The organism is Blautia argi (genome assembly GCF_003287895.1).
GTDB lineage: Bacteria > Bacillota > Clostridia > Lachnospirales > Lachnospiraceae > Blautia > Blautia argi.
Genome location: NZ_CP030280.1, coordinates 175,643 through 196,488, shown reverse-complemented (window position 1 = coordinate 196,488; position 20,846 = coordinate 175,643). Strand labels below are relative to the sequence as shown.

19 protein-coding genes and 1 tRNA gene are annotated in these 20,846 nt (G+C 38.2%); 1 reads left to right on the top strand and 19 read right to left on the bottom strand.

The features are described from left to right. Positions 1–1,050 (bottom strand): SPFH domain-containing protein, encoded by a 1,050-nt coding sequence (locus DQQ01_RS01085; protein WP_242980471.1) that lies wholly within the window; start codon positions 1,048–1,050, stop codon positions 1–3. A gap of 1 nt (position 1,051) precedes the next feature. Then, positions 1,052–1,492: an NfeD family protein gene (locus tag DQQ01_RS01080; RefSeq protein ID WP_111917831.1), complete on the bottom strand. Its 441-nt coding sequence runs from the start codon at positions 1,490–1,492 to the stop codon at positions 1,052–1,054. 457 nt (positions 1,493–1,949) lie between these two features. Here DQQ01_RS01080 and DQQ01_RS01075 point away from each other — a divergent pair, with 457 nt between their 5' ends. Further along, positions 1,950–2,324 (top strand): helix-turn-helix domain-containing protein, encoded by a 375-nt coding sequence (locus tag DQQ01_RS01075; protein WP_111917830.1) that lies wholly within the window; start codon positions 1,950–1,952, stop codon positions 2,322–2,324. Here the strand turns inward: DQQ01_RS01075 and DQQ01_RS01070 are convergent. The 17 genes from DQQ01_RS01070 to DQQ01_RS00990 all read right to left on the bottom strand — a co-directional run bounded on the left by DQQ01_RS01070 (position 2,321) and on the right by DQQ01_RS00990 (position 20,841). Continuing rightward, entirely contained in the window at positions 2,321–3,058 is a 738-nt protein-coding gene (locus tag DQQ01_RS01070; RefSeq protein ID WP_111917829.1) for a cell wall hydrolase, read from the bottom strand. The genes DQQ01_RS01075 and DQQ01_RS01070 overlap by 4 nt on opposite strands. Positions 3,059–3,254: 196 nt before the next feature. Further along, on the bottom strand, positions 3,255–4,067 hold the full coding sequence (locus tag DQQ01_RS01065; RefSeq protein ID WP_111917828.1) for a TrmH family RNA methyltransferase: 813 nt from the start codon (positions 4,065–4,067) through the stop codon (positions 3,255–3,257). A gap of 80 nt (positions 4,068–4,147) precedes the next feature. Continuing rightward, complete coding sequence (gene pfkA / locus DQQ01_RS01060) at positions 4,148–5,149, bottom strand: 6-phosphofructokinase (RefSeq protein WP_111917827.1); 1,002 nt, start codon at positions 5,147–5,149, stop codon at positions 4,148–4,150. A 63-nt stretch (positions 5,150–5,212) separates the two neighbouring features. Then, positions 5,213–8,695, bottom strand: a complete 3,483-nt coding sequence (locus DQQ01_RS01055; RefSeq protein WP_111917826.1) for a DNA polymerase III subunit alpha — start codon at positions 8,693–8,695, stop codon at positions 5,213–5,215. 16 nt (positions 8,696–8,711) lie between these two features. Continuing rightward, positions 8,712–9,302, bottom strand: coding sequence for a class I SAM-dependent methyltransferase (locus tag DQQ01_RS01050; protein WP_111917825.1), 591 nt, complete (start codon positions 9,300–9,302; stop codon positions 8,712–8,714). 81 nt (positions 9,303–9,383) lie between these two features. After that, positions 9,384–10,223 carry a CvfB family protein gene (locus DQQ01_RS01045; protein ID WP_111917824.1) on the bottom strand — a complete coding sequence of 280 codons (840 nt, stop codon included), beginning with the start codon at positions 10,221–10,223 and terminating at the stop codon, positions 9,384–9,386. An 11-nt stretch (positions 10,224–10,234) separates the two neighbouring features. Continuing rightward, positions 10,235–10,939: an acyl-[acyl-carrier-protein] thioesterase gene (locus DQQ01_RS01040; protein WP_111917823.1), complete on the bottom strand. Its 705-nt coding sequence runs from the start codon at positions 10,937–10,939 to the stop codon at positions 10,235–10,237. A 208-nt stretch (positions 10,940–11,147) separates the two neighbouring features. After that, a tRNA-Gln gene (locus DQQ01_RS01035) sits at positions 11,148–11,219 on the bottom strand. A gap of 244 nt (positions 11,220–11,463) precedes the next feature. Then, complete coding sequence (locus DQQ01_RS01030) at positions 11,464–12,057, bottom strand: VanZ family protein (protein WP_111917822.1); 594 nt, start codon at positions 12,055–12,057, stop codon at positions 11,464–11,466. A gap of 38 nt (positions 12,058–12,095) precedes the next feature. Then, a complete protein-coding gene (locus DQQ01_RS01025; protein ID WP_162624211.1) occupies positions 12,096–12,995 on the bottom strand; it encodes an acyltransferase family protein in 900 nt (299 codons plus the stop codon). A 209-nt stretch (positions 12,996–13,204) separates the two neighbouring features. After that, a complete protein-coding gene (locus DQQ01_RS01020) occupies positions 13,205–13,975 on the bottom strand; it encodes a hypothetical protein (RefSeq protein ID WP_111917820.1) in 771 nt (256 codons plus the stop codon). Positions 13,976–14,046: 71 nt separating this feature from the next. Beyond that, a complete protein-coding gene (locus tag DQQ01_RS01015) occupies positions 14,047–14,976 on the bottom strand; it encodes a glycosyltransferase family 2 protein (RefSeq protein WP_111917819.1) in 930 nt (309 codons plus the stop codon). Positions 14,977–15,063: 87 nt separating this feature from the next. After that, entirely contained in the window at positions 15,064–16,158 is a 1,095-nt protein-coding gene (locus tag DQQ01_RS01010) for an acyltransferase (RefSeq protein ID WP_162624210.1), read from the bottom strand. Positions 16,159–16,172: 14 nt separating this feature from the next. Continuing rightward, positions 16,173–17,168: a glycosyltransferase family 2 protein gene (locus DQQ01_RS01005; protein ID WP_111917817.1), complete on the bottom strand. Its 996-nt coding sequence runs from the start codon at positions 17,166–17,168 to the stop codon at positions 16,173–16,175. Continuing rightward, on the bottom strand, positions 17,162–18,130 hold the full coding sequence (locus tag DQQ01_RS01000) for a glycosyltransferase family A protein (RefSeq protein ID WP_111917816.1): 969 nt from the start codon (positions 18,128–18,130) through the stop codon (positions 17,162–17,164). Before DQQ01_RS01000 ends, DQQ01_RS01005 begins: the two co-directional genes overlap by 7 nt. A gap of 2 nt (positions 18,131–18,132) precedes the next feature. Further along, on the bottom strand, positions 18,133–19,665 hold the full coding sequence (locus tag DQQ01_RS00995; protein WP_111917815.1) for a lipopolysaccharide biosynthesis protein: 1,533 nt from the start codon (positions 19,663–19,665) through the stop codon (positions 18,133–18,135). 12 nt (positions 19,666–19,677) lie between these two features. Beyond that, entirely contained in the window at positions 19,678–20,841 is a 1,164-nt protein-coding gene (locus DQQ01_RS00990) for a polysaccharide pyruvyl transferase family protein (protein ID WP_111917814.1), read from the bottom strand. Positions 20,842–20,846: the final 5 nt, after the last annotated feature.

Genomic DNA, 20,846 nt, shown 5'->3' with positions numbered 1-20,846 from the left:
TCACCCCATGCATTCTCCTATAAAGTAAAGAAAAGGAACTGAGCACAAAACGCACACCCGGAATCTTCCTGCTTGCTGTTTCATGCCCAGTTCCCCCTTACCAATTTCAAAGCTTATACATTTTTTGGATTCCTTTGCAATCTCTACCAGGGAAGTGGTGAGCCCTGCAATTCCCTGAATATCGGAAGGAATAATAATCTTTGTTGCTTTACCGTCTGCCGCCTGTGCAAATGCCTCCAGGCTTTTCAAAGTCAGTACACTCTGATCTGCACCCGCCTCCTTGATAAAGCGGATACCATCTGCCTTGGCCTGCTGCACCTTAAGAATTGCCGCTGCCTGACCTTCGGCCTCTTTAATCATCTTCTCTTTTTCAGCCTCTGCCCGCAGGATTGCCGCCTGTTTTTCAGCCTCTGCGTCCAGAATTGCAGATTCTTTTTTACCTTCTGCCACAAGAATGGTAGATTTCTTTTCACCCTCTGCCTTTAAGATAGCTTCACGGCGTTCACGCTCTGCCTTCATCTGCTTCTCCATGGCTTCCTGAATCGCTGCCGGAGGAATGATGTTCTTTAATTCCACACGGTTTACCTTAATGCCCCATGGGTCTGTTGCCACGTCTAAGGACGCCCGCATCTTCGTATTGATAATCTCTCTGGAAGTCAGAGTAGCGTCCAGTTCCATATCACCGATAATATTACGCAACGTTGTAGCAGTCAGATTTTCAATGGCCATAATCGGATTTTCCACACCATAGGTAAACAGTCTTGGGTCTGTAATCTGGAAGAATACCACGGTATCAATCCGCATGGTAACATTATCCTTTGTAATAACCGGCTGAGGCGCAAAATCCACAACCTGCTCTTTTAAATTCACACGCTTTGCAACTCTGTCCACAAAAGGCATCTTAATATGAAGCCCTGTTCCCCAGGTATCCTTATACATTCCCAGGCGTTCAATAATCAGCGCATGTGCCTGAGGAACAATCCGGATACAGGAAGCTGCAATGATTAACACAATCACAAGAAAAACAATAAGCACTACAAAACCAAACATATTACTTTTCCTCCTCTACAATAAGCTTTACACCTTCTACACCATACACTCTGACGACTCTTCCCTCCTCAATCTGGCTGCCGTCCTTTGACCTTGCGGTCCACTCCATACCGTTTACCGTCACCTTGCCCTGAGCCTTCAGATTATCAATGCTCTGGGTTACAATGCCACTCTTTCCCGGCATACTGTCCACATTCGTCTTTTCCACCCCTTTATTCATGTACTTAAGCGCCAATGGTCTTGTAAACAACAGCAATACCACGGACACTGCAAGAAAAAGGGTAATCTGCAGCCACAAAGGGCCTCCGGCAAGGGCAATCAGAAAAGCAATCAGCGCACCTCCGGCAAACCAGATGGTAGTAAGACCCAAAGTTGCAATTTCGATTGCAAGAAGCACTGCCAGAATTGCCAGCCACACAACAGATATTGGTATTCCTGCCATTTTCTCACCTTCTCCTCTATAAATTCTCTGTACCAGTAAAGTTTCTACTGATTTGTTACCTTATTATATCCTAATATTCTGAAAATAACAACGCTTTTTTGCCTCTGGTTCTGTAAAATATTTGAAACTTCAGATAGATTTATCTGTGAACTTCTAAACAGAATAGATTCTCAAGAATTGCGGAATACTGGTCGTTCTCTTTAGTCTAATATCCCTGTCAGAAAATGATAAATGATTTTTAAAGTTCTGTCCGATGTCACTTTATTTAAAAGAAGAATAATTTCCTTCCTGTAATGTTCTTCCAACTTTCTCTCCTCCCAAAACCTGCTTTTAAACCTTTTATAAATGCAATAGATTCTCATGGTATCTGAATTTCCAATTTTTGTCAATAGTTTTTATTGACATACAACAAATATCATACTATACTCGGAGAAAATACGAGAAAGCAGGACATATTATGGGATTTGGAAAAAGAATTAAAGACAGACGTGCGGAACTGAAAATGTCCAGCACCCAGCTTGCCGAGAAAATCGGCGTATCAAAGCAAACCATCAGCGGATATGAACTGGAGCGAACCTATCCGAACCCGGAAAAGCTCAGCCGTATTATCGTGGCTTTAGACTGTGATGCAAATTATCTGTATCAGGATTTCATTAATATTGAAACTCTGAAAAAAAACAGAGCCGGACTTACGGAAGAAGAATTTGAACTTATCCGCAAGTACCGCCTCTTAAATGACCATGGTAAATTTGTGGTTTCACAGATTGCTGCTATTGAATATGACCGTATGCTGGAGGGTCTGGAACAGCAAAGAAAAGCCTCTAACCTTTAATAAAAGGTCTGATTACCTATGGTAAGACCATTGCCGCTTCCTGCATGGAAGAACAGACGATCTCCAATGGTATTGGCGCCGGCAAACACATCTCTGGCTGCATCATAGCAGGCCTGGCTGGCGCCCCGGCTCAAGACAGATGCCAGCTTCCCTGTAGCTGCCGGTGTAAACTGCCCACTCTGATAAATCACCTCGGACAAAGTATTCGGAAACTGACTGCTGCGAATACGGTTCATAATGACTGCACCAACGCCCACCTTACCTTCGTAAGACTCTCCCCCGGCCTCACATTCAATAATAGCCGCCATAAGCGCCAGATCTCCGTCAGATACAGAAATAGAAGTATTTGAAACAGGCGCTGCCTGTTCTGCCGGTATTTCCAGAGGTTGTGCGCCTACCAGCTCCCCATCTCCGTATACAGCTTCAAAAAGCTGCTGTGCTTCGTCCCCTGATACCAGCAAATCTTCTCTGATATATCCTGAGATCTCCCCTGATTCCACCTGAATCCAACCGTTTTCTTCTCCCACTACAGAAACAACTGCTCCTGCCGGAAGCATGCCTACCCTTTCGGAATTTATGTCAGCTCCTTTGCGGATATTGGCATATGTATTCACATCTGCCGCCGCTTTATCTGTCCAGTCAATAGTATCTGCCATAGCAGGTACTGCTGTCATAATTGTCATAACTCCTACTGTACCTGCACATGCCAAAATTCTTCTTGCTCTTGCTTTCATTGAAATATAACCTCCTGATAAGTCTGTGATTTCTTATTTGTTACAGATTTATTAAGTTTTGTTACGGACTTATTCTAACAAGATTACATTTGTTTGTCAACCCGGTATTTTTTGTAACATTTTACAGGATTTAGGGGGAGAAGACACAAAAAATGGCAAATGTGTCAAAACATTCACCATTTTTTATATTTTATATTCAATTTTTATTTCTGCGCTGTCTGCTGGCTTCATACATCAAAATTCCCGATGCCATGGCTGCATTTAAGGATTCCACACTTCCTTCCATGGGAATCCGAATCAGGGTATCTGCCTGCCCTGTCAGAGCATCTGTCAGGCCATTCCCCTCATTTCCGATAAAGAACGCCGTTCCCCCTTCATAATCTTCCCTGTCATAGGTGTTTTTTCCTTTTAAATGAGCCGCATAGGTTCTGATTTCCCGTTCCTTCAGCTTGCCAAGAACTTCTTCAATAATAGAATCCACATAAAGTACCGGCATTCTGTATATGGAACCCATGGTGGAACGAATCACCTTTGGGTTATACACATCTACAGAGGTTCTGCTTAAAATCACCCCGGTCACTCCTGCCCCCTCTCCTGTACGGATAATCGTCCCCAGATTTCCCGGGTCCTGCAAATCCTCCAGTATCATAAGAAGCGGGGTTTTCTCCCCTTCCAGAAGTCCCTTAAGCGTACAGGTCTGCATCTGAATCAGACACAACACCCCCTGAGGCGTAACCGTATCTGACAAAGCCCTGAATACCTTATCCTCCACAAGTTCCACCCTTTGCTCCCGTTCTCCTGCAAGCCCCTTTTCCCGCAAAATTGCGGTACACGCTTCCTTTTGGGCAAAGCTCTGGGAAAGATACACCTTCTGGATTCTCTCTATTGGCGCTTCCTTAAACATTTTAATCCCTTCTACAACAAAAACCCCCTCTTCCCGTCTGGTTTTTGCCTTTTTCAATAACTGCTGCACCCTCTTTATCTGTGCATTCGAACTGCTTGTAATCATATATTGCCTCCTTTCCTGAAAGAAAAGGGCTGCCGCACAAAATGGTGTGCACCAGCCCCTTATAACTTTTCTTCTTATTTTTAATCGTTGTTTTTGCTGTAGTTATGAGAAAGAGAGTAGCTGACCTCATACTGGTATTCAGAAATACTCTTTTTCATAGACAGAGCTTCATTGATATCCATATCAATGTACTCGCCATCTCTGTAGCAGATGACTCTCTTTGTCTTACCTTCCAGAAGAATATCTACAGCCTTTGCACCCATAATGGAAGCATACACACGGTCTTTGCAGGTAGGAGTTCCACCACGCTGCATGTGTCCCAGAATCGTTGCTCTTGTTTCAATACCTGTGGCAGCTTCAATACGTTTTGCCATAGCCTGAGAATGACCGATACCCTCTGCATTAATAATAATATGATGTTTTTTGCCTTTTTTACGATTGTCAATAATGTTATTGATAATTCTCTGTTCGTCATAATCGTATTTTTCAGGAAGAAGAATATCCTCCGCACCGTTGGCAATACCGCACCACAGAGCAAGGTATCCTGCATTTCTTCCCATAACCTCAATAATACTTACACGCTCATGGGAAGTAGAGGTATCACGAACCTTATCAATGGCTTCCATAGCTGTATTAACAGCAGTATCAAAACCAATGGTATATTCTGTACATGCAATATCCAGGTCAATGGTTCCCGGTACGCCTACTGCATTGATTCCCAGATTTGCCAGCTTCTGAGCGCCTGCAAAGGAACCGTCACCGCCGATAACTACAAGCCCGTCAATGCCGTGTTTTTTGCACACTTCTGCAGCTCTTTTCTGACCTTCCTCTGTACGCATCTCTGAACAGCGAGCTGTATAGAGAACAGTACCACCCTTCTGAATGGTATCGGAAACGTCTACAGCTGTCATATCAATAATTTCTTCATTAATCAGACCGCTGTATCCTTTTAAAATTCCCTTCATTTTGATGCCGCGGCTTAAACCTCTTCTGACAACCGCACGGATTGCGGCATTCATTCCCGGCGCATCTCCACCACTTGTTAAAACACCTATTGTCTTTATCTCTTTATTCGCAGTCATCTTTCTCCTCCATCTCGCTGGCAGTTTTCTTATTTTCGTTTATCTATCCAATCGAATCTTATTTTAATGCATTTTCCCCAGTTTTTCAATACTCTTTTCTACAACTTTTACGTTGTCTTTCCCATACTTTTCGTACAGTCTGTTCAATAAATTCTCATTGATTTTCACAGTTCTGGCGTTTCCCAGACGTTTTACCGCTTTTGGAGATTTGATGTACACAACTACCTGATCCTGACCGTCAGAATCCCGAAGTACATCATACACCTCCTGCTCCCTGGCAAGAAATGCATCCTTGTCTGCAAACTGCAGCCAAAGCTCTCTTGGCACCTCATCAAAAGAAACCATTTTTTCGCAGATAAGCTTGCTGGCCTTCTCATCCTCTGCAGCTACTCTTCCCTGAATAAATACCTTGTCGTCCACATTCATAAACTGTACGTTCTTTTCATAATCCCGTGGAAATACCACAACCTCTACGGTTCCTACCAGATCCTCCAGAGTGAGAAATGCCATAACCTTATTCGTCTTGGTATATTTAATGGTTTTCGCTGTAATCATACCGCCTACAATCGCCTTTGCACCGTCTGTCACTCTGGGATTTCCCGTTTCTTCGTCCGGCTGGAAATCTGCGGTCACTGCGGAAATATTTTTTCTCCACTTTTCCTCATATGCCTCTAAAGGGTGGCCGCTTACATAAATACCCAGAACCTCTTTCTCAAAGGCCAGCTTTGCTTCCTTGGGATATTCCTCTACCTTCGGCATGTGAATTTCATAGGCAGCCTTTTCCTCCTCAGGAACCAGGTCAAAAAGACTCATCTGGCCTGCCATGACGTTTTTCTTTTCCTGTGCCACTGCGTCCAGAATCTGTGCATAGACCATCATCTTCTGTCTTCTGTTTCCCGGTAACTCATCAAAAGCCCCTGCCTTAATAAAGTTCTCAATAACCTTTTTGTTGACTTCCTTCCCTGCCATGCGCTCAATAAAATCCTGCAGATTTTTGAAGATTCCATGTTCTGTGCGTTCCTTTACAATGGACTCAATCACAGAGCGTCCTACTCCCTTAATGGCAGAAAGCCCATAACGGATTGCACCGTTATCTACAGAAAACTCGCTGTTTCCTTTATTAATATCCGGGGGCAGAATTGCAATATTCATTTTACGGCTGGACAATATATATTCTGCCACCTTTGTAGGGTTATCAATCACAGAAGTCATAATTGCCGCCATAAATTCTACCGGAAAGTAATATTTCAGGTATGCTGTCTGATAGGAAACCACAGCATAAGCGGCTGCATGAGATTTATTAAAAGCGTATTTTGCAAAATCTATCATTTCATCGTAAATTTTATTTCCAATTTCCTCAGAAATCCCGTTTCTGATACAGCCGGGAACACCTTCCTCCTCATTTCCGTATACAAAACTCTGCCGTTCCTTTTCCATAACCGCAGCCTTCTTTTTACTCATGGCACGGCGCAGAAGGTCGCTTCGCCCCAGCGTATAACCTCCCAGGGTCTGCACGATCTGCATAACCTGTTCCTGATACACAATACAGCCATAGGTAGCTTTCAAAATCGGTTCTAATTCCGGGCAGTCATAGGTAATACTCTGGGCATTGTTCTTTCCTTTAATATACTGCGGAATAAAGTCCATGGGACCCGGACGGTACAAAGCAATTCCCGCAATCACGTCCTCCAGATTCTGAGGCTTTAATTCTTTCATGAAACTGGTCATACCGCTGCTTTCCACCTGAAATACACCATCTGTCTTTCCGGCGCCCAACATGGCGTATACCTTTTTATCATCATAATCAATCTTATCAATATCCAGCTTAATTCCCTTGGTTTCCTCTGCCAGTTTCACTGCATTCTGAATCACCGTCAGAGTGCGAAGCCCCAGGAAGTCCATTTTCAGAAGTCCCAGCTCCTCCAGCGTTGTCATGGTAAACTGAGTTACCAGAGAACCATCTGAAGCTCTGGACAGCGGCACATATTCGTCCACAGATTTCTGACTGATGACGACTCCGGCCGCATGCATGGAAGTATGCCTTGGCAATCCCTCCAGACGCCTACTCATGTCAATGAGTTTTCTCACAGTTTCATCTGTGTCATACAGCTCTTTTAATTCCGGATTCATTTTCAGCGCCAGGTCAATGGTAATGTTCAGCTCCTTTGGTATCATCTTTGCAATAGAGTCGCACTGGCTGTAGGGCAAATCCATAACACGCCCCACGTCCCGAATTACACCTCTTGCCGCCATAGTACCAAAGGTTACAATCTGTACCACCCGGTCCTTGCCGTATTTTCGCACCACATAATCAATGACTTCCTGCCGTCTTTCAAAACAGAAATCCACATCAATATCCGGCATGGATACACGCTCCGGATTTAAAAACCGTTCAAAGAGCAAATCATACTTAATGGGATCCAGCTTGGTAATTCCCAGGGTATAGGAAACCAGACTTCCCGCGGCGGAACCACGCCCCGGCCCTACCATAATGTCATGATCTCTGGCAAATTTAATGAAATCCCAGACAATCAGGAAGTAATCCACATATCCCATTTTCTGAATCACGCCCAGCTCATAGTTCAGACGTTCCTTTAGAGGTTCCAAATCTCCCTCATACCGTTCCTCCAGCCCTTCAAAGCACAGCTTGTTTAAATATTCCCAGGAAGTATAGGGCGCAGGCACATCAAATTTCGGCAGCTTTGTAACTCCGAACTCAATATCTACCTCACACCTGTCTGCAATTTTCTGGGTATTTGCAAGGGCTTCTGGAATATAAGGAAACAGCTCTGCCATTTCCTGTGGGGATTTTACATAATACTGACCACCCTCATACCGCATACGATCCTCGTCCTGAAGCCGTTTGCCGGTCTGCACGCAAAGGAGAATATCGTGTGCCTCCACGTCTGTGTCATAAGTATAATGTACGTCATTGGTAACAACTAAATCAATGCCTGTTTCCTGGTGCATACGAAGAAGCTGCTGATTCACGGTCTGCTGCTGAGGAATTCCGTGGTCCTGCATTTCCAGAAAGAAATTACCCTTTCCAAAAATCTCCTCATACCGAAGAGCAGCCTTTTTTGCCTCACCATACAGCCCTCTGGTAATATTTTTTGCAACTTCTCCTGCAAGACATGCGCTTAACGCAATAATTCCTTCATGATATTCTTCCAAAAGAGCCAAATCCACACGGGGCTTGTAGTAAAATCCATCAATAAATGCTTTTGAAACAATTTTCATCAGATTCTGATACCCCTGATTGTTCTCTGCCAGAAGTACCAAATGGTAATAACGGTCTTCTGAATGACCGGTTTCTCTGTCAAAGCGGGAACCCGGCGCAACATACACCTCACAGCCCAGAATCGGTTTAATGCCTGCGGCTTTTGCTGCCTTATAAAAATCAATGCAGCCAAACATGACTCCATGGTCTGTTATGGCCGCACTGTTCATTCCCAGTTCCTTCACTCTGGCTACATATTCATTTATCTTATTGGAACCGTCCAAAAGACTGTATTCCGTATGTACATGCAAATGAGCAAATTCCACTGTATCTCTCCTTTGATTAATCCTGCTTTTCCTTGCGAAGAAGGACATTGAACCAACGATTATCCTTGTCTGTCCTTACATCACTAGTCTTCCAGATATCTAAAACTTTTATATTAGAAAAAGAATCCAAAAGGTCATTGAGTGCCTCTCTGTCATAATCGTAGAAATACCTTCCGTTGTATCTGCCGTTTCTGTCACCTTTGCGGACAGAGAAGTACAGAATTCCATCTTCTTTTAATGCTTTCAGAATCTTTTCCATGGCAGGTTTTACCTCCTGGGGCGGAAAATGTCCCAAAATGGCACATGCCCAGATTCCATCAAACACATCATCAAATTCCATATCCTCCACTCTCAGATGAAGAACCTCTTTTCCTGTATGAATACTGGCCAGTTCACACATTTTTTCAGAGCCGTCCATAGCAGTCACAACACAGCCTTCTTCCTCCAGACTTACTGTATCTCTTCCTGACCCGCAGCCTAAATCAAGGACATCAGCACTTTCCGGCAGAAGCTCAACAAAACGGGCAATCTGTTCCTCCATGCCAAAATCCACGGTTTCTTCATAATAAGGTACTGCGTACCGGTCATAATAATCTATCGAGTCCACTTATTTTCCTCCTTCTGGACATAAAATCAGCAATTTTCAAATACGCTCTCAGTATAGCATATTCTTTCCTTTTGGAAAAGCCTACAACGCATAAATTTTTCCGTTTTTCAGCTCTATCTTCTTTTCCTTCAAAAGATGTCCCACTGCGCGTTTAAAGGCATTTTTGCTCAGTCCGAACTCTCTTTGAATCACCTCCGGGGCCGCCTTGTCATCAAAGGGCAGCTCTCCTTCAAATTCCTGAATGATTTCGTATACGCTTTCTGCATCTTCATGAAGCTGAATGTACGCCTTTTGCTTTGCGCTGAGCGTTAGCTTTCCGTCTTCCCTTACAGCTGTGATTCTGCAACTCAGTTCATCGCCTACCTTATAATTGCCCTGTGCCTCCTGCTTTGGAATCAGCGCAGAATATTTGTAATCCACAGCTACAAACACACCGAAATTATCACTGATTTCATATACCACACCAGTTACGTTATCTCCCTGTGCATAAGGAGAATCTGTCTGCAGATAATGGTATACCTTCATTGTGGCACACAGACGGCTGCTCTTGTCAATGTAAAGCGCCACCAGCACCTCTTCTCCCTCATGCAGCTTTTTCGTCTGTTCTTTATAGGGAAGAAACAAATCTTTCTCCAGACCCCAGTCCAGAAACGCACCGATGCGGCTGGTCTGTGCTACCTTTAAAACTCCAATCTGTCCCAGAGCAATTTTGGGTACTCTTACTGTGGCAATCAGACGGTCAGAAGAATCCCGGTAAATAAATACGGAAAGCTTTTCTCCCTTTTTGATGCCCTCCGGTACCTGTTTTCCCGGCAAAAGTACTGTATCCTTATCCTCTGCCTGCTGGCTCTCTCCCAGATACACACCGAAATCCACGATTTTTACAACTGTCAGTTCCTGCTTTACTCCTAATTTTATCATACTTTTCTCCTCTATTTTAACTCAACGATTGCATAAGTATCCCCTGCAGGGCTATCCAGTACAACCGTATAAATCCCCTGCTCCTCATGCATTCTGGGAATCATCTGATCTCCCAGCTTAGCCTGATTTTTATATTCTGCCCGCATCTGCCTTACCTTAAAATCCCGTGGAAGATATTCCTGTGCCATGAGAATATACTGTCCGTTATTTACATGGTGATTGGTATCCAGATGATGCGGTCTTACTGTAAAGGATGGATATTCCTTACAGGTATCCGGCTTTTTGATTTTTCTCGGCGCATACTCCATATTCAGTCTTTCTTCTTTCCCGTACGCCTGAATCTGCCTTTCATCAATAGAAACCGGACGACCGCTCTCCATATCCAGCAAAGTCCAGTATGTATTGGCATAGGCAAGCAAATTCTCCTCAGCATCTTCCATGGTAAAATTTCGGCTGCCCAGAAAATGTTTAAAATCATAAGCCCAGGTTGATACCTTTATATTTTCGCACAGTTCCGGGTATCGTTCAACCACAATCTGCCAGGCAGACAGTACCCATGCCTGTTTTTTTTTGCTCAGAAAGTCCATACCCACACCCAGGGATTCGGAATGAAAGGTACTGCAGTCCTGAAAGTAATTAATAATGCCATTCAGCGTCAGGTGTCTGTCCTCCCCGATTTCGCTGTAACGGACTCTGCTGTCAAAAGAATATTTCATTTTCTCATTCTCCTTTAATTTAAAAGAAAAAGCAATTTTTCTGTATAAAAAGAATCTTTCAAGCGAGATTCTCCGCCTGCGGCGTGTTGCATCAGCGACATATTTCCATTCCGCCGCAGTGCAATCCCCGTGGAACGTTTTATTTCATAGGACGTATTTTCCTATGAAATAAAAAATATCCCAGACATTCTGTCTGAGATATTTAAAGCTGGGCTACAAGGATTCGAACCTTGAAATGACGGAGTCAGAGTCCGTTGCCTTACCGTTTGGCGATAGCCCATTGTTTTGTGTTGTGCCTCACAACAAAATGTATTATATACGATTCTTTCACAAAATGCAAGCCCTTTTTTAAATTTTTTTTGATTTTTTTGAAATCCGTAAAATTTCCTCTGTTTTTGCATGTTCCAGATATGATAAGACCGGACATCAAAATCTGAGAAATTGTGTATTCTCATGGTCTACCTCTGAAGCAAACATTTCATACGGTCTTATATAATCCCCCTTTAAAATACCGGTATTTTCGTTCAACTTTTATTTTTCTCATTTGAGTTTCCTCTTCTTCCCAATTTTACCTTCCTGAAACTTCTGCTCAATATCCAATAAATCCCAAATCCAATCTCTGCCCCCAGTACATTTCCCAGAATATCATCAAACTCAAACATTCCTATTTTTGTTATGCCCTGGATTAGTTCAATAGTTCCTGATAAAATTAACGCCCCCAAAAGTACAAAACGATTTTTCTCAAACTTCTGAAAGCAACAGGGCAAAAAAAGACCAACAGGAACAAACATCACGATATTCATAATAATTTGAAGCAGAATCTCTATGTTCTTATTGCCAAAGGCTTCTATATACGAACCAAACAAGCGAAGGCGAAAGGCGAACTCTGTTCCCTGAGTCCGCCCATAAAGTGTCATAATTATAATTACTGCAACAGAAAGAGAAAGAACACAGCTGCAAAATAAAGTTCTGAAAGGATTTTCTGTATACTTTGTACTGCGTTTTTTCATCAAAACCCAAACTATGGCTGTGAGGAAAATTCCCAATACGAAAACCGGAATAATATAACTTCTATATAGCGATAAATATCCCAAAAAATTCGCCCATAACTCATTCATGCGTAATTCTCCCTCTTAATTTGTTTTAACACCTAAAATCAGATTGGTATTTTCTTTTGCAGTATAGTATAAATCCAGTCTACCACATAAGACGCTGCCAATGACAGCCCCACAAGAGTCAACATAATCACAAACACATTTCTTGAGGCAAATACTAAAGTGGGCGTAAATATCATATAAAACTGCATGTGTGTCAGCCACATGTTGGTGGAATGTTTACCAAAGAACAACAGTGTTTTTTCTCCGGCTTTTCCCCAATGATACGTTCCAAACAACACAATTAACGCAAATGCAGAAAACGGTGCAAATATCATATGGCGTAAATTTGCTCTCACTATAATTATAAGTATCAAAAATAGCCACGGCAATATCGGATTCTTTCTGATTTTTGATAAGAATTTACAATGTTCCAGTATATCTTCTTTTGCCAAAATCATTCCCACCACAAAGGAAAACTGTGAACGTAAGAAAAGCATCAGGGCATTTAACAGAAGTCCTAATACTTCCATGTCAATTCGTCCCAAAACTAAATATTCCATTCCAAATGCGCTAATATAAAGTACAAAGGAAATTGGCAAGATAATCCAATAGGAATACTTTCTAATCCATTTAAAGATACCCCCGGATAACAACGCCAATATAGTATAGGTCTGTACAAACCAGAATGCTCCCACATAGCTGTTTTTAATCAGACATACATTCAAAATAAAATTCAAAAGGCTTCCCGGAAATCTCTCCTTCATTCCAAGAGCATATCCTACGCAACAGGTAAGAATCATGATAATCCAGAAACGAATCAACAATTTCAAAATTCTCTGAACTCTCTTCTTCATGCTGCTGCCTGATTCCTCACTTCTGTACAGACCATATCCACTGCAAAAAAGATAAATAGGAACACAGGCATCAAATATGTAGGATATGTGGGTTAAAAGAGGCACCCCCCCCCTAAGTATAAATTTACATCATAGAAATCAGCAATATCACTTCTATTGAATAAGTGAAGTCCCAGCATAAATAGGATTGCGATTCCTTGTAAGCGTTTTGTTTCATTTCTATTTAATTTCATTTTCTCCATACACTCAAATTTATTTTTAGATATCTATTCTGTTTTTTATAATCTTCTATTAATGGAATTCATTTTGAAAAACTAATGTATTATTTTTGCTAATAATTTTGAAGTCAAAGAATCTTTCGTAAAAAAATGTAGTCTGGCCATTATATTACGTATTATCCTTTCTACTAATCGACCACTATAATTCTCTCCAGTTGCACCCATTTTCCCTTCAAAATACGGATATGTATAGAATGAACCCATTGAAATATCCGATGTACAAAGTCTGTTAAAAAATGAAATTTCAATGTCATTTACGGAAATTTCATCACAATCTAAATATACATCATTTAATACCGATAAATAATCTTCTTTGTTTGCTTTAAAGATATTAGTGAAACACCATTTCTTTCCTTGATACATAATAAATTCATTTCTATATTTATTCTTAGTTCTTAAAATACTTTTTGCATTTTTTAAATATATTCTACCTGATATTTTATAAAAAAATTCCACATTGGCTAACAAACTACTCTTTTCAAGTGCTTCAGCAATAAGATAAGCATCTCCAAAACTTTTCCCATGTGCTAATATTTCATCTTTGCAAATTTTCCCTGGTATAAACTCAAACTCTTTACCATAAATTTTAGCTAACTTTTTATATTTTAACTCATCAAATGCATATCCAGAATTTTCTATAAACACGATTATATCAAAAGGTGTTGAACTAATATATTTTTCAATAGGTGATTCATATTGATTTAATCTCTCTGCTACATTTTGAATAATATTTCCTGTATTATTATAAACACTGGAATCAATCGTTCCAGTCAATAACAAAGGAGTTGAATTTTTCTTATTTTCCATAGTCCTATAACCTTTTCACTTTATTTCGATTATTTTATACAATTCATAAATCTTAAAGCTAAACTTATCATCTATGATAAGTTTCTTTTGTTTACAGGGTCATCCCACTTAAACTGCTCTCTCCGTCTAAAACTCAATAATATCCCGTAAGGCAATGCTAACAAAGTAAGCCATCTTTTATTACTCTTTAAAATATAGGATGGGTATCCCGCCACAATTGATAAAGCTATATGCTGTCCTGCTGCTTTAAATTTCTCTTTAAAACATTGATTAGTTAACACCTGCATATTACTCAACATGGCATATCCCATCTTATTTTTTCTTAATAGATTCCAATTTCCTTTTGTAAGCCCTTCTTCCTGATATTCACAAATATAGATGCCTTCATTGTACCAGCGAATCTTGTATCCCAACATCGCTAATTTATCAGATTGTAGTTGCTCTGGTGCAAACATTTCACCTTCCCATACTGGAAACTTATACTTTTGCATAATTTCTGTCTTATATGCTTCACACATATCTGCATCTAAATCATACTTTTTCCGTTCTAAATTAGTGCAATCTACAAATCCTTTTTCGTTCACTTTCGGCCATACCTTTTTCAATGGTTGCCCATCTTCTGTGACACGAACAAACCCTACTGCCACAAAATCTTCTTTATCATCAATTTCATTTATCCTTTGAACTATTTTCTCAACTGCATCAAAACGTAAGCAATCGTCCGAATCTAGTCGAAAATAATATTTACCATTTGCAATAGAAATTGCATGATTTACAGCTCTAATCAGCCCCTCATGTTTTAATTTAATGTATCTGATATGAAATGGATTGTTTTCTTTTATCCAACCTTCCACTAATATTTCTGTCCCATCAGTAGAACCATCGTCTGTAATTAACCATTCAAAATTCATTACCGTCTGCTTTTGTAAAGAACGGTATGCTTTCTCTAAAATATATGCACGATTGTATGTTGCTGTATGTATGGTTAAAATCGGCTTCATATAAACCTCCCTCCAGTTCTCTATTTGTAACTGATAATTTTTTCTCAACTTTTTAGATAAAATAATTTCTTCCGACTATTTCATTCTTTATCCACCAATTTTATTAAAGCATTTATTCAATACTGAATCCAACCTTCTCTCCAAAATTTGTATCAATCGATTGATTTTTAGAATTTCAAACAAGACAAGTCTTAATTTTTCAATTAAAAGGCATATTATAAAAATTCCGCCTGCACATCCTACTACAATAAAAGGAATCCTATATGTCTTATAATTTGCAATCCAAGAAAATCTATCAGATATAAGTCCCCTCCATACCCAAGTCTGTGTATGTATTAAGTAAACACCAAAAGCTGCTGGTGAAAAGAAACGTACTATAGAAATCATTTTTGAACTTAATTGAAGTCTTGAAAATATTGCTACCATTCCAACTGCTATTAAAACAATTGTAACACTAATATAGGATACAAAAAGCCGCTTAGCAACCGGAGCAAATGTTTCCCACAGCCATGTTACTGCTATACAAATAGTAATCATAATACCCCAAGATGATACACGCCATTTTTCATTAATTCTATTTTTCTTTATCCATGCACCTACAATATATAAGATTATAAGCCAGGCAAAATCATATCCCCCCCCGAGTGTAAATGTATCTGCAAACCAAGTAGAAAATGTCAGATACACAGAAAAAACCATAAACAGCACAAATATCAATCTATTTAATTCTTTTTCAGTAATATTTTGTATTAATCTATTGATCCACGGTATTAAGAAAAATAAAGCCGTATATGCATTCACATACCAATATTCATATGTAGTAACAGGAAAAAAAGCCCATATAATCTCTTTAATACCAACACTTCCGGAATTTATAACATAAAAAATAATTGTGATTCCCACGCTATAGAAAAAAACGGGAATCCAAAATTTCAAATATTTTGTGTAATGATAATTGCCTTCTTCTTTATAACCAACATATCCACTGATAATGGCATAACAATTTACTGCACAATATGCCACTATTAACAAAAGGCTACTTACATTATAGTTATATCCCGTTGCATTTTTCATTGCTCCACCATGCCCTAATACATGGAGTATTACAACAAAAAACATTGCTATTAAACGGAGCATATCTATTCCGTAATTACGTTTCACTTTCATAATAGGTTCTTTCATTTTCATTCCCTCTTCTAAAACATTTCTTGTTGTTTTTCTCTAAGCTTCCGTATTATTCTTAAAAAAATCCCTTTTATCGGTGATACAAACATATACATTCTAATTCTATCCTGTTCTGTTTGCAGTTTTGTATCCTGCAATTCTTTATATGCTCGCTTACACAAATTTTTATCGTTCAATTCAATCGCTAATTCTATTCTCCGCCTAGAAAATGTGGCTATTATCATCTTTTCATACATACTTAATTTTTGATTTTCTTTGCATATCTCTTTGATAACATGCATATAAATATCCTGGAAACCATATGTATTATTCAATCTTTTTTCTCCGTATTCATCTTTTTGATGTGTCATGGATTCTCCGTGTATATAATACATCATCAGTGGAAAACGTATGTACCCTCCTCTATTACCATACGCTGCCGGCAAAAGTAATTGCAAATTCTGACCATATTTAGATGGGTAAATTTCCCTTGAAGGACATCTTTCCAGCCATTTTTCCGTGCGGATCATATATGTTCCTGCCCAATTATAAATTTTCCCATTTAGAATATCCTGAAATATATCTGGTGAAGCTTGATAATCTTCAGGATAAAAAAGTTTTTTCACTTTGTCGGGAAATAAAAAATATCCATTAGTTCTCACCAATGCATACGAAGGATTCCTTTTTAACCATTTAACCCTTTCCGAAATAGAATTTGGCATCATTAAATCATCTATATCTAATGAGGTCAAAAACTCCCCTGTAACCTTTTTTAATGCAGCATTCATTGCTGCTCCTACTCCTTGATTTTTCTGATAGATGTAACAAAATTTCCATAATTTTTGATCTAGGATATCTTTCATTTGGAAAATAATTTCTTCTGTCTTATCAGTAGAACCATCATTTATCAAAATCATCTCTATATTATTTACATAATCCTGCTCCAGAATATTTCTCATACATCTTTCCACAAACTGTTCCCCATTATAGCAGGGAATTATCAAGCTTACTATGTCTTTATTCAGCATATTTTTCTATTTCTCCACTTTTGCTTTATTGATACTACTATGTTTTTAAATTCCCTTTTCATATCTGTTCTATATATTTTCAATTCAAAATATAATTTAATAAACTTAATTGGGTTCCCATATTTAACATAAATTTTAGATGTGTCTTCCCACTGCAATTTTTTTAAATGCTCAAAACAAAACTTCTTTGTTTTATCATCCATTGGAATTTGTTTAAATGTCCACATCAACATTTCTATATATTCATTAATTCTGTCCAACATTGATTCTCGAGTGGTATCAGGCGTAGACATTGATTTCTCATATATAATATAATTATAAAGCGGCTCATCTATAAATCCATGTTTATATTTATAATAAATCGGAAGCAACATTTGGTTGTTTTGTCCCCTTCTCGCCGGATAGATATATCTATCCGGATTCACATCTAAAAAACTGGTTGTTCGAAGCATATGGCAGCCAGAACAGAATAAAGACTGCCCTTTTAACATCCATTCAAATTGCCACTCATCCTCTTTATATTTCATCCAACTTGCCATTGTTCCCACTGGTTCTGACAAATTGTCTTCTATATATTTATTTGCATCGCTACTGACACTTCCATATTCCTTATGGGCTTCTAAAAAATTTACTCTTTTTTCTACTGAAGTATCCTCAAAATAATCATCAATATCTGGCCAGCACAAATAATCTCCGGTAAAAACTTTCAGTCCTGCATTAATTGCCGCTCCCAGTCCTTGATTGCTCTGATAAATATAAATAGTTTTTATTCCATTTCTTTTAAATTTCTTTTCGTATTCAAACCATATTTCCTCTGAACGGTCTGTTGAACCATCATTTACTAAAATAAACTCTATATTATTATATGTCTGTGATAAAATACTATCCAGCAAACGATGCATTACCTTTTCTCCATTATAACATGGAGTAATAATACTCACTAATGGTTTTCCTGTTTTCAAATTTATACCTTCCTTTTTATTACTCTCGTTATTGTACCTTTCAAATATGCAAACTCTTTCGTTCTTGAATACACAAGCATAAATGTCAGATTAGGAATCACAATAACAACAATCATTCGAATCATAAAATTTAAAATGGTACTTTCTGCTAACCATGTATTGGAAATAATATAAGTAATCGCTCCTGCCAATATTGTCACTAACAGGTTTCCCAATCCTTGTCTAAAATATAAACTTGGTTTTACTTTAAATAAATCCCGATAAACAATGATTGGTTTTATAATAGTACTGATAAGTCCTTGTACAATGGTTCCCACATATACACCTGGCAGTCCAATTTTTTTAATCATAACTATTGATATTACTACATTAACAATTGCCTGTAAAAATGCCACATATCTGTCCTGCCAGAAAACACCTCCTGCAACTTTTACATTATTCATACATATTCTCTGTCCGACTAAATAAAAATCAGCTATCAAAAGCAACACAGTTCCATAACTAATCGTTCTACTTTCCCCAACCCAAAGAGTGATGAAAGGAGATGCCAAAATTGCAAACGCAATACTGCAAAATCCATATACCCAAAATCCCAAAAACTTATAACAACGAAAAAGTTCGTATTTTCTTTCATCATCACTATTCGCCATCAGATTTCCAAAACTAGGAATAGCTGAATTAAAAATAATATCAACAAATCCTTTTACAGAAGAAATAAGCAATGTATAGTTTGAAACTAATCCTACCGTTTTAATTCCTTCAAACATTGAAATAATAATATTATCTGTTTGATACACACTGATTTCTCCTATCTTATGAATAATCAATGCCTTTACATTCTTTTTGATCGGAGATAATTCCTCTTTTCTTAATTTCTGAACTGGTTTTTCCAAAAGATATGGGTATAACTTACGCAAATAAAGGCTAATACCTATCTTTTGAAGAACTCCTATAATAGAAGCCGTTAACAAATATACAAGGAAATTTTTAAAAAGTAATAAAACAACAATCTGAAAAGTTACTGTTAAAAAATTAGTAATTGAATTTATTATTGTAAATATATAACTTTTTTGTTCTGCATTTACCAGACTAAATTTGTATGTAACAAAATAGCTAATGACTGTATTAAACAAATAAATTAAGTAATATACATAAATTTCATTTCCTCTTAAAACGCCGTTGCTATCATGAATAATATACTTTAAAAAAGGACAAATTGCTAACCCAACTATTGCCACAACTGTTGCTATAACTCGATAAGCAATCTTATAAAAATTCATTAAAGATTTTATTTTTTCAATATCATGGTTTGCAACGGGCTTATACAATTCATAATTCATCGCTGTTCCAATGCCTAATTCTGCAAATGACAAAATTCCAAGGACATTGCCGAAAAGTCCACTGATTCCTAAATAAGAATCCCCTAATGTATAAATAAAAACTGTTCTGGAAACAAAATTAAGAATTAATGCAACAATATTGGATATGTATCCAAATGTAATATTTTTTGCTATAAACTTACTTCTTGACGTCATATCTTTTACCCATTAAAGACCTTTCACTGCATCATACGCACGAAGAGCTCTCATTTTATAGTTTTCCATTGTCTTTCTTAAATTTTCTCTAATTTCTTTTTCTTTATCACAAAGCCATTTAAAATGATTCAAAACTTCCTCTTCTCCTTGCAAATTTTGAACCGGAATAACATAATTTTCTTCTGTTCCAAACAAATCCCTAGCTATCCCAATCGCTTTCACCGAATATCCGACTACCAATGTCGGAACACAACTAGAATAAGCAGCTATTGTAGAATGAGTTCTGGCTCCTATAAAAAATCTGCACTTTGCAATATAACCTTTTATTCTTTCGCAGGACATGTCTTCCAATAAAACTATACGTTTTGACTCTTTATATCTCTCATAAAGTTTTTTCAGAGGAATTCTGTCATCATTAAACTCCCAAATTACATGAGGTACTAACATAATGCTTAAATTGGTATGTTCCAAAATATATTCTATTAATTTTTCATAATTTTTAACCGTTATACCATTATTCGATTCATTCTCTACGATCATAGGACTTAGATTAATTCCTACAAATTCTTTATTTTCTAATTCTTTAGGTAAAATAACCTCTTTTCTATCTAACATAAATGCCGGATCTGAAACTAAAATGGTATTTGGATTTACACACTTTAAAGCATTATAAGAAATAGTTTCTCTCGCTGTAATCAACGAATAACGCTTTAAATCATTGGCAATTTCCGGTTTTCTGACCAAATCAGGCTCCACAGAACAACCCCATAGTACAGTTTTTGCCCCTCGTTCCAAAAACAAATCCTGAAGCATTGTATACCGCTTATTATCTGCATAACAATAATTATCACCTCCAATAGACAAAGCAATATTACCTTTTTGTACCTTTGAAATTGCTTTTCTATAATCTAATTTGTCCATTGGCATATAATCATTTTTTAATTTCAAACTCATATAGGCTTTAGCAAATGCCAGACTTTTTTTTGAATAGGATTCTTTTTCTGCTATAACAGTACATAGATTATGAATCCCATATTTTTTATCTTCTTCTGGTCGGGTAGAAAATAACTCTTTCTCCGCATCCAAATTTTCTAATATTTTCAAAGTAGAGCGTACAATTGCTTCACATCCATGATTTCCACTTCCACCATGGGCATACATATATATTCTATTCACGATCT